General features: G+C 69.7%; 13 protein-coding genes. 4 read left to right on the top strand and 9 right to left on the bottom strand.

The window, feature by feature from the left end; translation table 11 throughout:
• Window positions 1–1,167: 1,167 nt before the first annotated feature.
• The 9 genes from BM536_RS42000 to BM536_RS37445 form a co-directional block, all read right to left on the bottom strand.
• Window positions 1,168–1,824 carry a hypothetical protein gene (locus tag BM536_RS42000; protein WP_211363019.1) on the bottom strand — a complete coding sequence of 219 codons (657 nt, stop codon included), beginning with the start codon at window positions 1,822–1,824 and terminating at the stop codon, window positions 1,168–1,170.
• A gap of 115 nt (window positions 1,825–1,939) precedes the next feature.
• Window positions 1,940–2,212, bottom strand: a complete 273-nt coding sequence (locus tag BM536_RS37485) for a hypothetical protein (protein WP_170109988.1) — start codon at window positions 2,210–2,212, stop codon at window positions 1,940–1,942.
• Window positions 2,213–2,214: 2 nt separating this feature from the next.
• Complete coding sequence (locus BM536_RS37480; RefSeq protein ID WP_094104052.1) at window positions 2,215–2,739, bottom strand: hypothetical protein; 525 nt, start codon at window positions 2,737–2,739, stop codon at window positions 2,215–2,217.
• A gap of 28 nt (window positions 2,740–2,767) precedes the next feature.
• Window positions 2,768–3,229 carry an RRQRL motif-containing zinc-binding protein gene (locus tag BM536_RS37475; protein WP_073499522.1) on the bottom strand — a complete coding sequence of 154 codons (462 nt, stop codon included), beginning with the start codon at window positions 3,227–3,229 and terminating at the stop codon, window positions 2,768–2,770.
• 196 nt (window positions 3,230–3,425) lie between these two features.
• Complete coding sequence (locus BM536_RS37470) at window positions 3,426–3,632, bottom strand: hypothetical protein (protein WP_094104051.1); 207 nt, start codon at window positions 3,630–3,632, stop codon at window positions 3,426–3,428.
• Window positions 3,633–3,768: 136 nt separating this feature from the next.
• Window positions 3,769–4,011, bottom strand: coding sequence for a hypothetical protein (locus tag BM536_RS37465; RefSeq protein ID WP_094104050.1), 243 nt, complete (start codon window positions 4,009–4,011; stop codon window positions 3,769–3,771).
• A gap of 3,594 nt (window positions 4,012–7,605) precedes the next feature.
• A complete protein-coding gene (locus BM536_RS37460; RefSeq protein WP_073499598.1) occupies window positions 7,606–8,223 on the bottom strand; it encodes a hypothetical protein in 618 nt (205 codons plus the stop codon).
• A gap of 1,514 nt (window positions 8,224–9,737) precedes the next feature.
• Window positions 9,738–10,598: a helix-turn-helix domain-containing protein gene (locus tag BM536_RS37450; RefSeq protein WP_073499596.1), complete on the bottom strand. Its 861-nt coding sequence runs from the start codon at window positions 10,596–10,598 to the stop codon at window positions 9,738–9,740.
• Between the two features lie 14 nt (window positions 10,599–10,612).
• Complete coding sequence (locus BM536_RS37445; RefSeq protein WP_073499594.1) at window positions 10,613–11,368, bottom strand: DUF6879 family protein; 756 nt, start codon at window positions 11,366–11,368, stop codon at window positions 10,613–10,615.
• A gap of 171 nt (window positions 11,369–11,539) precedes the next feature.
• Between BM536_RS37445 and BM536_RS37440 the strand changes: the two genes are divergently transcribed.
• The 4 genes from BM536_RS37440 to BM536_RS37425 all read left to right on the top strand — a co-directional run bounded on the left by BM536_RS37440 (window position 11,540) and on the right by BM536_RS37425 (window position 13,600).
• Window positions 11,540–11,755 (top strand): hypothetical protein, encoded by a 216-nt coding sequence (locus tag BM536_RS37440; RefSeq protein WP_073499592.1) that lies wholly within the window; start codon window positions 11,540–11,542, stop codon window positions 11,753–11,755.
• Window positions 11,752–11,961 (top strand): hypothetical protein, encoded by a 210-nt coding sequence (locus BM536_RS37435; RefSeq protein WP_073499590.1) that lies wholly within the window; start codon window positions 11,752–11,754, stop codon window positions 11,959–11,961. Before BM536_RS37440 ends, BM536_RS37435 begins: the two co-directional genes overlap by 4 nt.
• Window positions 11,943–12,248: a hypothetical protein gene (locus BM536_RS37430; protein ID WP_073499589.1), complete on the top strand. Its 306-nt coding sequence runs from the start codon at window positions 11,943–11,945 to the stop codon at window positions 12,246–12,248. The genes BM536_RS37435 and BM536_RS37430 overlap by 19 nt, the downstream gene beginning before the upstream one ends.
• Before the next feature lie 176 nt (window positions 12,249–12,424).
• Window positions 12,425–13,600, top strand: a complete 1,176-nt coding sequence (locus tag BM536_RS37425) for a methyltransferase domain-containing protein (RefSeq protein ID WP_073499587.1) — start codon at window positions 12,425–12,427, stop codon at window positions 13,598–13,600.
• Window positions 13,601–13,623: the final 23 nt, after the last annotated feature.

Below are 13,623 nucleotides of genomic sequence, written 5' to 3'. Positions count from 1 at the left end.
GCTTCCCACCTGGCACTACTTCCTCTGGAACCTCACGTCCCAGTCTCCAGGTGTCCAACATCAAGGGGAAGCTTCAGAGGGCAGCCATCATCGCGAGTTGTGCGGCATCCTCCAGGACGCTGTACTCCGACTCACGCCAGAGCAAGTATCGGCAAACCATGGGGTGATAACACGTGAAAAACTCCTCGAACCCCGGTGGTTGTGGCTCCTCGAACATGCATCCTCACTGCGCCGAGTAGTGCGCGTGCGCCGAGGTCATGGAGATACGTCATTGCGGGTCAGTACACGGTACGTGCGGCGGTGGCCTCGATCGTCGACCATGTCCAGCCCGCCGCCCGCGGGCAAACGGTCGAGAACTTCAACGGTTGTAGCCCGCCACTCACGCTCCGCCGCAGCAGCTGAACGGCCCCGAGCGACCTCCCGCAGCACTTCCCACACCCCGATCCGACCGTGTCCTGTCCCCAACCGGCTGACCAGCGCGAGCACCATCAACGTGACAGCCCCCGCGAGTGCAACGATCTCGGTCAACGTGTCCTCCACCCTTCTCGGCCACCACCGGCTCACTGCCAGCGGACGGCTTGGCGATCCTCAAGACATAAGGGAGGAGGCCGCCGTTTTGTTGAGGCGGAGGTAAGAGATTCCTTCTCAGTAGGTCACAGCGCGAGAAAATATGAAGACGGGGCGCTACCTTTCGCAAGTCACGAAGCACCACATCCCCTCACCGCCGCACCGGCCTCAAGCAACAGCGCCCGCACAGCCCGGAAAGGGGACGCCGCGTCGGCAACCCGCCAAGATCCCCTCCACGATGGACAACCTGAACGTTGACGGCACGGGCAACGACCCGCCTGGCGCGCGATGCTGCACCCGGACGAGCATTGGCCTACGCCCATCGGGACGCTGCTCCAGACGGGACGGGGCTGGGGCGTGGGGATCCCTGGGCCGGCCAGCTCGAGGGACCGGGCCGCGGGCCCGGTGGGGAGGCACTGACCGACGGCGTGGCCGAGCAACTCGGCGACGGGGCCGGCGGGGAGGGTCACCGGGTGGTCCTCGGTGGCCGCCACGAGGTGGGCCAGCGCGACCCCGACCGCCGCCTCCCAGCGGCGGCTCCACGACCCGTCGGGTTCGACGGGTTGGACCCGGTGCTCGGCGCGCTCCACGTCGTCCCAGTCAGGAGGCGGACCGGCCGGGAGCCCCGAGGGCCGGCACACGACCGCATCGGGCTCCAGCCACACCGTCTGCCACAGCCCGCAGTCGTCCATGCGGGTCGCCACGGCCCGCCCACACCTCTCGCACGCCAGGTTGGGGCCGGCCCGGCCGTCCACGCCCTGGCAGTAGCCCTCGCACTTCTCGAGGATCAGGAGCATGGACCGGGAGTCGCCGGGGGCGACGACGATCCTGTTGCGGGAAGCGGCCTCCGGTGGCGCGCAGGTCGGTGAGGACCTGCAGTAAGTCCCGCTCGCCGTTCAGGACGGTGTCGACGTATCCGATTCCGCAGGTGCAGGGCGCGATGAGGGTGAGGACGTCCTGCTCCTGGTCGCCGTCGCTGGAGTGGTGCAGCCACATGCCGCCGTCCAGGTAGGCGATGGCGCACGGCTCCAGGTCGGCCCCCGCGTGGGCGGGCCGACCGGACCAGTCGTCGTCGTCCAGGGCCTTGCCGAGGGTGTCGGGGTAGGCGTTCCAGACGTGGTCCAGGGCGGCCATCTCGGCGTTGTCGCGCTGCTGGTCCTCGCCCTGCACGTCGATCTCCAGGGCGATGTCGAAGCGGAGGGCGAGCGGTGAGTCCGCGCCGGCGGCGACGGTGGGCGGGGTGAGAGTCTCGGTCATGTGCGGCTCCTTCGGGGGTTGCGGAGCGACCGGGCTGTCCGGTCCTCCGCACTGCCCCGGCCAGCGCTTGTCATCTGGTCGGGGCGGCACGGGGATCCGTCAGAACGGAGGTTCGTCATAGGGGACGGTGGGGCGGCGGCAGGAGCCGGAGAGTCAGCTCGCGCCGCTCAGCCCAGCAACCGCACGGCTCCATCTCCGGGTTCGCGCCGCCGACCCACCAGCCGCCCGCGCCCCGGCAGTCGGGGCAGGAGCGGCGGGCAATAGGGGTGAGGTGGATGCGGTGCCGGTCGGCGTACAGCTCCCAGTGGCCGGCCTTGAGCGCGACCGCGGCCGCGGCGACCGTGACGGGCATGACGGCCGCGACCAGGGCGGCGGTTCGGGCGCGCACGGTCAGGGCCGGTCGAAGGGCTGAACGGTGAAGCGGGTGCCCTGGCCGGAGCTGACGGGCGTCGCGGTGAGGAAGCCGGGGTCGGCCTGCGCGAGGTCGGTCAGCAGCGCCTTGATCCAGTCGGTGGGGCGCTGGAGGTCGACGCGGAGCGCGGTGAAGTCGGCGATGTGCACCTGGTGCGGGGCCTTGCCGTAGCGGCGGGCCCACAGGCGGGTGCGGATCAGCTTCGCGGCCTCGGTGTCGTCGGGGCGGGCGGGCACACCGCGCGGCACCGCCCGGCAGGTGGCGGCGTGGACGTTGGCGCCCTGGACAGCCTCCGTCTCCGTCATCACGTTGCCCGCGGCGTTGCGGTCCACGCGGTGCGTGCAGCCGAGGCAGGCGACGGCGTAGCGCGCGCTGCCCCGGTCGACGTCGCCGGTGTAGACGAGGACGGTCGCGCCCTCCAGCGCCCGGAAGCGCTGGGAGACGAGCGTGCCCTCCGGCGTCCAGGTCTCCGGCGCGGGGGCGGTGCGGGTGAACAGAGCCACGGTGACTCTCCTTCGAGGGGTGCGTTGATCAGGCGGCGAGCCGGTGGGTGACCGGGGCCGTGGACGCGAAGTAGGTGTCGGGACTGGGCTCGTAGCCCCTGGCGCAGGGGTCGCAGCGGCCCTGGGTGCGCAGCGGGAGGCAGAAGTAGTACCTCCGGCAACACGTCGGGCAGGTGGACCTCGCGGCCATCGCCCGGTCCAGCGCCCATTCCTGCGCGAGCGTCGGCACCCGTTTCGGCCGGGCGAGTTCCACGGTGTAGAGCCAGGCCCGGGTGGGGTGGTTGCACGACTGGTCGGGCCGGTACGCGCAGTATCTGCAGCGCAGGACCGCGACCGGGCCGTGCCCGCCGGGGCTCAGGCCCATCTCCCGTAACTGCCTGCGGGTGACCAGGCCCTCGGGATAGCTGCGCCGGTCGTACTCCTCGAGGGTCGCGGTGCTGCGCGGCACCTTCTTGGCCTCGCGGCGGCGCCGTTTCCGGGGGCGGGCCATCACCTGCTCCAGGTACTGGGGAGCCGGGCGGGACGCTGCGGGTAGCGGGGGCCGGGACGCTGCGGGCGGGGCCGGCCGATCCGGCGGCGCGGGCGGGGAATGAGCACGAGCAGTTCCTCCAGTCGTCGGTGGACAGCGCTGCGCCCCGCCGACGTCGTGCTGGTGTCGGCGGGGCGCAGCGGGTGGTGCGGCTGGGTTATGCGGCGAGGCCGTGGGCCGTGTGGGTGCGGTGCTCTTTGGGCGTGGCCGGCGTGGTGTGGCCGGGCCGGGGCTGGTCCGGCTGCTGCTCCGGGGCGCCGTGCAGGTGGGTGCCGACCAGGTAGCCGATCAGCAGTCCGGTGACGCCGAAGACCTTGTGGCGGTTGACCTTCCACCAGGTCGGGGCCGGGGGCTCGGTGAGCACGCCTATGACGGTCGGGGCTTTCGCCCAAACGGGATCTCCTTGTCGCTCGGGGTGGTTCGTGGCGGCCGTCGGCCTGTCCGGCACTCGCCCGGCCCCGCGGCTGCGGGTGGGCGAGGGCCAGGCGGACCGACCGGGGTCAGCGCTGGAGCGGGTGGACGTTGTCGGTTTCGTCGCCGAAGTCGTCGTCGCCCGCCGGGGCGGGGAGGGTGGCGTGCAGGTGGAGCGCGGGGTTGAACTGGTACTGCGGCGGGTGGTTGTGGACGATGGGCCGCAGGGTCAGGCCTCGCAGGGCGAAGATGCTGGCCAGTGCGCCACCGGCCAGCAGGCCTGGCTCGACCGCCCGGCAGATGCCTGGGACATCTGAGCTGCCGATCGTCATGTCCACCCAGGACTCCCGCGCCTGGCCGCGCCGTCGTCAGCGCCGGCCACGGGAGAACGGTCGCTCCCGCACCCCCCGTTGCGGGGGCGGCCGCTCAGCGCACGAGGTCCTCGAGGGGCACGCCGATCGCGGGCGAGACTGCCAGTCAGCAACGAATGCGAACGAATGTAGACCACCCCCGCGGGTGCGGGGAGCAGTCGACCCGTCCGACGAGGGACTCGCGAAGGCCGGGACCCTCCCGACGCGTGCGGGGAGCAATCCACGACGACGTACGCGCTCAGGTACGCCTTGGGACCATCCCCGCGCGTGCGGGGAGCAGTCCAGCTCGGGGTCCCTCGCGAAGACAGGACCGGGGCCATCCCCGCGCGTGCGGGGAGCAGCCGACGCCGCTGATGGTGGCGATCCACGTCGTGGGGCCATCCCCGCGCGTGCGGGGAGCAGGGCCGAGAACGGCACCGCCAACAGCTGGGACGGGGGCCATCCCCGCGCGTGCAGGGAGCAGTCGATCGTCGACGCATGCGACACAACCGTCTTGGGGCCATCCCCGCGCGTGCAGGGAGCAGACTGCGCCACCTGCAAGTTTCTCCCGAGCGGCGCTCGTTTCTCAGCACATTCACCGACTCCGGCATACCGCCAAATAAGCCCTAAAGTAGGCCTCGCTGGCGGCGATGCTGTCGGCCGGCCCCATTACAGCGCCGGGACGACGGCCCGCAGACGGAGACTGGAGACCATCCCCGCAGGCGCGGGGAGCGGAAGTCCTGGCGGTCCTCGGGCATGAGGTCGGTGGGACCATCCCCGGGCGTGTGGGGAGCAGGAATCCTGGCGGCCAAAACAGCGCAACGTCACTGGGGCCATCCCCGCATGCGCGGGGAGCAGGCGGTACAGACCGCGTACGACAAGAAGTTCGAGGGGCCATCCCCCCGCGTGCGGGGAGCAGGAGCGCTTCGCGTCGGAGAGGGACCGTTCGGCGGGACCATCCCCCGCGCGTGCGGGGAGCAGAGTGGCCCCGGAGTTGAGTTCGACCCGTCTCAGGGGCCATCCCCGCGCGTGCGGGGAGCAGACTTCGTCACCTGCGAGTTTCTCCCGAATGGAGCTCGATTCTCAGCACTTTCACCGAATCCGGCATATTGCTCAATACCCCACTCAGCGGGCGCTGGTGGAGATGACGCGGGCAACGGGGAGCAGTACCTGGCCGCCATCACCCAGCCGGTGACGCCGGGACCTTCCCGTGCAGGGGAGTTGGGGACCCGCTACGCCGCCCAAGATGAAGGCCGGAGGGCCATCCCCGCGAGGGCGGGAAGCAACCACTCAGCACTGGGCCCGTCACGGACAAGACGGGACCATCCCCGCGCATGCGGGGAGCAGACTGCGTCACCTGCAAGTTTCTCCCAGGCGAGTCCCGTTCCTCAGCAATTTCACCGACTCCTGCATACCACTCAAAACTGCTTAAAACGGTCTTCGATGGTGGCGATGCTGTCGGCCGGCCTCACATTGCCCGGTCCGCGGTGACGGGGTGTCACCGTGAACCCGGCGGCATTGATGAAGAGGGCCCGCGCGAGCGAGGAGGATCTGGACCCGTTGAGGCGTTCGGAGCCGGAAGCACCCCCGCAGGCGCGGGGAGCAGGGTCTGCCCGCCCACCGGCTCGGGTCTACCTGGAGACCATCCCTGCGCGTGGGGAAGTAGACGGTGTTGTCCGTAGCGTCGGCGTCGACCGCGGGGCCATCCCCGCGCGTGCGGGGAGCAGGTCGAAGATCGAGGTCATCTGGCACAACCCGGAGGGACCATCCCCGCGCGTGCGGGGAGCAGGCCATGTTGACGCGCGGGCCTCGCTTCCCTCGAGGGCCATCCCCGCGGGCGCGGGGAGCAGAACGGCGGCCGGCGAAGCCGAGTCGGGGTCGGGGGACCATCCCCGCGGGCGCGGGGAGCAGACTGCCTCACCTGCGAGTTTCTCCCAGGCGAGGCCTGACTCTCAGCACTTTCACCGACTCCGGCATACCACTCAAAACTCCCTAACTGGGAGACTTCGATGGTGGCGATGCTGCCGGGCGGCCTCACAGCGCCCGAGCCCGCGCCGTCGACGACGACCGGAACAGACGCGAGACAGGCCTGGTCCCCGTGCTCTGCCCGATGGGATCATCCCCGCGCGTCCAGGGAGCAGTTGTCGGCGCCGGCCGTCACGGCGGCACCATCTCCGCGGGCGCGGGGAGCAGTCGGCCATCTCCTGGTAGATGACTCCGGAGTCGGAGCCATCCCCGCGCGTGCGGGGAGCAGGTGCCCGGACTGCGGTGCCTGCCAGAGGGGTTGGGACCATCCCCGCGCGTGCGGGGAGCAGGTGGACGGCACCCGCCCAGCCAGGTTCGAGGTGGGACCATCCCCGCGCGTGCGGGGAGCAGACGCGTCACCTGCAAGTTTCTCCCGAGCGAGCCCATTTCTCAGCACTTTCACCGACTCCGGCATACCACCCAAAAGGCCCTAACTGGCAGGCGTCGATGGTGGAAATGCTGCCGGGCGGCCCCACAGCGCACGAGCCCGCGCCGGCGACGACCGGAACTGGTGCCACCGAGGGCCGGGACCATCCAACGCATGCGGGGAGCAGGAGGGACTGGCGGCGGGGGTTCTCTTACGGGGACCATCCCCGCGCGTGTGGGGAGCAAAAGGTCTGCGGCGAGCTGGTCGAGGACGGCGAGGGGCCATCCCCGTGGGCCGCGGGGAGCAGGGGCGGGTGCTCGATCCCATGCCCGACTGGGTGGGACCATCCCCGCGCGTGCGGGGAGCAGGCCATCCCTGGGGCCGACTGCCACAGCAGGACGGGACCATCCCCGCGCATCCGAGGAGCAGCGAATCCGGCTGTCGTTCGTGGGCGAGCCGGCGGGACCATCCCCGCGCATGCGGGGAGCAGGGTGGAGGGCGGGTCGACGGAGACCTTGCCCGTGGGACCATCCCCGCGCGTGCGGGGAGCAGGGTCTGCCCGCCCACCGGCTCGGGTCTACCTGGAGACCATCCCTGCGCGTGGGGAAGCAGACGGTGTTGTCCGTGGCGCCGGCGTCGACCGCGGGGCCATCCCCGCGCGGGCAGGGAGCAGAGGTTCTCGGTCTCCACGCCGTAGCTGACGTCGGGACCATCCCCGCGCGTTCGGGGAGCAGCGGACCTGGGTGCCGATCAACAAGCCGAACTCGGGACCATCCCCGCGCGTGCGGGGAGCAGTTGGGCACACGCTTCATCTCCTTCGGCCCGTGGGGACCATCCCCGCGCGTGCGGGGAGCAGACTGCGTCACCTGCAAGTTTCTCCCAAGCGAGGCCCACTTCTCAGCGCTTCCACCGACTCCGACATACCGCTCAAAACGCCCTAACTGGCAGGAGTCAGGGCGGCGATATTGCCGGGCGGCCCCACGGTTCAATCCCGCGCAAGCGGCCACGGGGTGTTTTGCAGCAACCGTGCCGGCGGCGAAGGGACTCTTCCCCACCGGCACGAGGAGTACTACAGCAGGCGTTTCCATTTCCGTCGGCCGATCACAACCAGTGGAATTGGTAAGCCGACTGTCACGGTCCGTACGGTTCGGAGCGTCACGCCTGCACCCTTGGTCCGATCGGGCTCACCCCAGTGGAGGGCCGATGACGGACTGACCGATCTGCTCTGCCAGCCAAGAGGCGTGCCGTTCCTCAGACCCATCGAGGTTCCTGCGGAGCACATGAACGAGCACGGTGTGGTCATCGGCGCGCTCGCTAAGTCCTTGTGTACGGCAGTTGAACAGCAGCGATACCCGAGCATTGTTGGCTTCGCCGTAGATGTCACGGTCCGGAACGTCAGGCCAGCTCAGACTGGACCACCAGATCTCGCCAGCGTTCGGGCCCACCAAGGCAGTGAACCTCTCCTCGATGCTGCCCACGGGCCGGTATTGCATCGATGCCCAGAGCGGCAGGTGCGAGGAGAGGAAATGAGGATCACTGGCAAGTTCGGGTGCATGGACACCGACGTGCAAGCCCGTCGGGTCGGAAGGATCCCGCTCCCAGTCCTGGACGTCCTCTTTCCGGAACCAGGCATCCGGCAGCGCCTCGCGTATCCTCAGCACTTCCGAGACGGTGCGCAACTCGACGTCCACCGACACCTCCGCGTACTGCGGGTCACCCACCGCCACAAGCTGACGCGCCACACGTAGAGCCAGTACTGGGTCAGTGGTGCAGAAGACCGGGTACGCGATGGGGCTGGACATGCCAGAACCCTGTCATACCCATCAATGGACGAAGATCCGTTTGCCCAGTCGGAACCAAGGCTCAACGAACTTGATCAACCTCGTGCAGGCGCCAAGGCGGCGGTGGCCGCGGAACCATCCCCGCGCGTGCGGGGGAGCAGCGGAGGCGGCGGTGTCGTCATGTCCACTCCCGGGGACCATCCCCGAGCGGGCGGGGAGCAGGCTTCGTCACCTGCGAGTTTCTCCCGCCCGGGCCTCGATTCTCAGCACCTTCATTGATTCCGGCATCTCGATCAAAACGTCCTAACCGGCAGGCTTCGTGGAGGCGATGCTGCCGGCCGAACCATCGCCCGGTCAGCGGTGACGGAGTGTCACCGTGCCCCGAGGCGCCGACGAGTGGGCCTGCCCTCTCCGCGCGTGCGGGGAACAAGGGGCGGCGGCCTGGCGCAACGGTCGGCCTGCCCGAGTTGCCGGACCAGCCCCGCGCGTGCGGGGAGCAGCCCCCGGCGGAGGCTCCGTCGCCGGTGAAGTGGGGACCATCCCCGCAGGCGCGGGGAGCAGACGACGGGGATCTGCGCCTGGATCATGCCCGCGGGACCATCCCCGCGGGCGCGGGGAGCAGACTGTGTCACCTGCAAGTTTCTCCTAGGCAAGGCCCGTTTCTCAGCACTTTCACCGACTCCGGCATACCACTCAAAACTCCCTAACTGGCAGGCGTCGATGGTGGAGATGCTGCCGGGCGGCCTTACATCGTCCAGTAGTGCGCAGACGGGCGCGGGGGAGCGGCTATCTTGGGCCACGGTCGACACAAGGTCGGTGGGTTCATCCCCGCCCGTGCGCAGTCGGTGCCGGAGTTGTTGAAAGATCGCTGTCACGTGCTGGCTCCTCGGCTGTCCGGCGCGGCCGTCATCGGCTGGTCCTGGTGCAGCCAGCTCGCCGACGAGGCCGACCGTAGAGGCGAGGCAGTCAGCACCCTCGCGTCCGACGTGCGCATCCTGCGTGCGCAGGTGACAGCCGCCGGTGAGACACCGAAGGCGCCCGACCCGAGCCAGGCCGTGAAAAACCTGGACGACCGCACCCGCGTGCCAGTCCCCATACCCGGGCCTCAAGGTCCGCAGGGAGAACCGGGCAAGCCGGCGCCCACCATCACCCCGGCACCAGGCGCGTCGGGAGCGCCCGGCCGGAACGGCAGCGACTCCACCGCGCCAGGGCCTGCGGGACCATCAGGGCCACCCGGCGACACGGTCACCGGGCCACCAGGCCCACAGGGAGAGCGTGGCGAGCAGGGGCCGCGCGGCGACGCTGGCGCACCCGGAGCGCCGGCCCCGGCCTGCCCCGACGGCTACAGCCTCCAGCCCCCAGCCTGGGATCCCGACGCCCTCGTGTGCAGGAAGGACAGCACGCCCACCCCGGATCCACAGCCCGGGAAGGGCGCCAATTCCCAGAGCCTGGCGCTGGATCCGCAGCGTCGGCAGTACGTGTAGGTCATCAGCGCCCCCGCTACTGCGGGAGGGGGCACTTCGTCGTGTCTGGAGTCAGCGTGGCGGGTTGAGTGCTCGCCGTGCGCGGTTGATCACGTTGTGAGCGTCGGCGCCGTACACCGCTGACTCCTCGAGCGTGTTCCAGACGCGGAGGTAGGTCGCGACGCTGTCGGCGTCATCGATCCACAGCTCTGCGTGCCAGTCCTCGACGACGACGAGGCGTTCGTCGTAGACCCAGAAGCTGTTGCCGGGCCAGATCTTCAGCAAGGCGCTGAACGGGATGATCCCGAGTTCGACGGTGTCCAGGCCGATGGAGCCGGCCAGGTGATGGAGCTGCGCCGTGAGGACGGACGGCGGGCAGATCAGGGAGTGTAGAGCGCCTTCCCACATCATGATCCGGTACTTTCTGCCCTGCTGATAAAGCCCCTGCTGCCGCTGGATGCGGGCGCGGACGGCGTCCTCGGTGTCACGCGGTGACCGCATGAGGTCGGCGTGCCGGTTGAAGGTGTGCCGCGCGTAGTCCGGGGTCTGGAGCATTCCGGGGATGAGGACGTTCTCCCAGATGGTGAGGACCTCAGTGCGCTCGTGCTCCACCGTGGCGGCGTCCTGGACGGCCTTGTGCCCTGACGACAGTTGGCGGCGCCATGAGCGGATGTGGGACTCGAACCCGCGCAGCCGGGCGAGCAGTTCCTCGTACATCTCTGGCTGGCCAGTGCCGTCGGCCCACGCGCGCAGGTCTTCGGCTGTGGCCGTCTGCCGGCCGTTCTCCAGCTTGCTGACCTTGACCTTGGTCCACCCAGGCCCAAGTCGTTCAGCGAGTTGTGTACCGGTGAGCCGGCCTCCAGGGGCGGCGAGCCGAAGTCCGCGGAGCCGAAGCCCGAGATCCTCGCGTGCCTTCTGATAGTCCGTGCTCACCGGTGCTCACCTGCTCACTCCTCCTTCGCAGCCAGCGCGGCCACGAAGTCCTTGTACGGCGTCGCGTAGTGCAGGGCGGCGTCACGCAGCCGGTTGTACTGGTTGACGCGCGCGGGCTCCGAGATCAGCTCCACGCCCGTCAGGTTGTCGTCATCGTCCCACTGGCACAGGGCGACGATGTGCGAGTCGAAAATCCAGAAGTCTTCGTCCGGAAGGTTCACGGCGTACGCGTCGTGGCGCCACATGTTGCGCACGTCTTCGCCCAGTTCGGCGTTGTGCTCTGCGTGCGCGAGCAGGTACCGCTGCCCCTCGGTCGGCGGATTGTCGACGATGCGGACGCGGCCAACGTGCGCGCCATCCTGGGTCTTGGCGCTGATGGTGCGCGCCCAGTCGGAGTTCATGTCCCACTTGGGCGTCTCGTCCCGCAGGAACTGGGCGTAGGTGTCGGTGGCCCGGTCGACGGCGTAGCCCTTGCGCATCTCCAGGTGCCAGGCGCTGTGCTGGAAGTTCTCGAACATCCCGGCGAACGTCTGCGGGTCCAGGATGCGCGGCTCGGTATCCCGGTCCTTCGGGCCGAAGTCGATCAGGGTGTTGCGCGGGACGACGATCGGGATCTCGTGTTCGTCGAGGTGCTGGAGCTGGGCGATGTCGGCCGAGTCCGTGAGCCGTGGTCCGTGCACGATCACATCGCGCGTATCGAGGTCTTCGTGTACCGCGGGGCAGGATCCACCGCCGCTACCGGTGCCGTTGAAGCGCAGCCGTCGCGCCATGACCAGTCCTTTCGTCGGGGTCTGATCAGCCAAGCATCGGGGAGAGCAACGCCCTGTGTACTCGGTTCAGTTGGCCTTCGTGGATAACATCGCGCAACTCCGCAGGGCGGTCAAGAAACTTTGGGTAACTCGCCTCGCGCCGGGCGGCACTCCGTCCCTAACGTCCTGTTCATGACCTCAGCCCCCCAGATCCAGGACGCCGACGTCGATCCCTTCGCGGCCATGGAGACGCTGAGGGCTGCACTCGACCAGGCCGGGATCGTGCTGCCGTCGCTGGCCGTTGACCCCGCGACGCCCTCGCTCCGCCTCATTGACCTCGGCCGCGTCCGCGCACCAGTGGCCGTACGACTTGCGAACGCACTCCAGCGAGGGGAGCCCGCATCATGAAGAGCACAAGCAAGGCCCAAGCCGACGAGCCCCCGCCCAGTCCGCCCGTGGCCGGCATCGCCTGGTGTGCCCGGCACGAGTCGTACAGCAACACCGCCCGTCTCGTCCGCGACAGCAGCGGCGCCCGCCTGTTCGCCTGCTCCTCGTGCCGCGAGGCGTACGACCTCCCCCTCGTCGGGGACCAGCCGTGCACCCCGGCTTCGTAAGGGCGCCGGAGCTGCTGCCCACGCCGAGGGCAGCCGACCTCCCGGCCGACCGCCTCAGTGGCAAGCGCTGCGTGTGGTGCGGCAAGCCGGCCACGAACGACCTGAGCGCGCGGGTCAGCGTGGTCAAGGGCGAGCTGTTGCGGTGGGAACCGCGCAGCTGTTCCTACTGCCTCTGCCGTGAGGCCAAGCGCGTCTACAACATCCACATCAGGACGTGCGCCCGCTGCACGCACCGCGACTACTGCCCGGACAGCCGGGCTCTGTACGAGCTGGGCTTTCCGAAGTAGACCCCGCGCCTACGCAGGCGCGGCACGATGAAATCACGTAGGGAGCAGCATGAAGGCAGATGTGATCCGGATGGCCGGCGGCGGGGACGGAGACGGGGACGGTGTGCCCGGGCAGCCGTGGCCCGGCCCGCCCGTCCCGCCGTCGCCCGACGGCGGACCGAAGGTCTGCGCCTGACATGACACTCAGTGGAGTGGCGGAGGAGGGGCGGGCCGCGTTGGGCCGCTCCCTACTTGAGCGCAAAGTACTGACGTCGGACTGGTTGCCGGCCTTCACGGCTGTGCCGCGGACCGAGTTCCTGCCGGAGCTGATCTGGCCGTTCGACATGGATACCGGCGTAACCGTCGCCGTGGACCTGCGCGACGAACCGAGCTTGTGGTTCTCCTACGCGCACGCGGACGTGCCGATCCTGACCCAGTGGGACGACGGCGCCCGCCAGGGCCGAGGCCAGGTGCCGACATCGTCGGCGTCGATGCCCAGTGTCGTCTTCTCCATGCTGCGGGACCTGGACGTGCAGCCGGGTCAGCGCATCCTGGAGATCGGCACCGGCACCGGGTGGAACGCGGCACTGCTTGCCCATCGGGTCGGCGGCCGTGACAACGTCGTGAGCCTCGAGGTCGACGCCGGGGTGGCGGCCGCGGCACGGGACCGGCTCGCCCGGGTCGACGCCGGGGTCCTGGTCATCTCACGCGATGGGGAGCACGGCGACCAGCCGGGCGCTCCCTACGACCGGATCATCGCGACCGCCGGTGTGAGGCGGATCCCGTCCGCCTGGATCTCCGACGTCAGGCCAGGCGGCCTGATCCTGGCGCCATGGGGCACCCACTTCACGAACATGGACGCAGTGGCCCGCCTCACCGTGGCCGAGGACGGACGCCGCGGTGAGGGGAGATTCACCCGTCCGGTGGAGTTCATGAAGCTGCGCGGGCAGCGGTCGTTGTTCGCCGGACACGAGGTGTACGTGACGGACGGTGTCGAGGCTGCAGACCGGAGCACCACGACCGTGACGGAGCCCGAACTGCTCGGCGAGGGACGGTTCGCCGCCGGACCGTTCGCCGTCGGGCTGCGGGTGCGCGACTGCCACCACCAGGCAGCTGAGAAGCGGGACGGTGCGCGGCCCGTGTGGTTCTACGGGCTGACGGACCGATCGTGGGCGTGCGTCATGTTCACCGACGGACAGCCCGAGGCTCAGGTCTGGCAGTCCGGTCCGCGCCGCCTGTGGGACGAGGTCGCCGCGGCGCTCGCCTGGTGGCGTGCGGCGGACGAGCCCGGCTTCGAGCGGTTCGGACTGACGGCCACAGCCACCGGCCAGCAGGCCTGGCTCGACCGCCCGGCAGATGCCTGGGACATCTGAGCTGCCGATCGTCATGTCCACCC

The sequence above is a fragment of the Streptomyces phaeoluteigriseus genome, from assembly GCF_001896135.2.
GTDB classification, from domain to species: Bacteria; Actinomycetota; Actinomycetes; order Streptomycetales; family Streptomycetaceae; genus Streptomyces; species Streptomyces phaeoluteigriseus.
Note: the sequence above shows the minus strand (reverse complement) of the source record. Positions and strands in the feature narration are given on the sequence as shown.

What these genes read in the sequence shown, in the direction of transcription:
- BM536_RS42000 (WP_211363019.1), bottom strand. Translation starts at nt 1,824, where the DNA reads ATGACCGAGACTCTCACCCCGCCCACCGTCGCCGCCGGCGCGGACTCA.
- BM536_RS37475 (WP_073499522.1), bottom strand. Translation starts at nt 3,229, where the DNA reads ATGGCCCGCCCCCGGAAACGGCGCCGCCGCGAGGCCAAGAAGGTGCCG.
- BM536_RS37465 (WP_094104050.1), bottom strand. Translation starts at nt 4,011, where the DNA reads ATGACGATCGGCAGCTCAGATGTCCCAGGCATCTGCCGGGCGGTCGAG.
- BM536_RS37460 (WP_073499598.1), bottom strand. Translation starts at nt 8,223, where the DNA reads ATGTCCAGCCCCATCGCGTACCCGGTCTTCTGCACCACTGACCCAGTA.
- BM536_RS37445 (WP_073499594.1), bottom strand. Translation starts at nt 11,368, where the DNA reads ATGGCGCGACGGCTGCGCTTCAACGGCACCGGTAGCGGCGGTGGATCC.
- BM536_RS37440 (WP_073499592.1), top strand. Translation starts at nt 11,540, where the DNA reads ATGACCTCAGCCCCCCAGATCCAGGACGCCGACGTCGATCCCTTCGCG.
- BM536_RS37435 (WP_073499590.1), top strand. Translation starts at nt 11,752, where the DNA reads ATGAAGAGCACAAGCAAGGCCCAAGCCGACGAGCCCCCGCCCAGTCCG.
- BM536_RS37425 (WP_073499587.1), top strand. Translation starts at nt 12,425, where the DNA reads ATGACACTCAGTGGAGTGGCGGAGGAGGGGCGGGCCGCGTTGGGCCGC.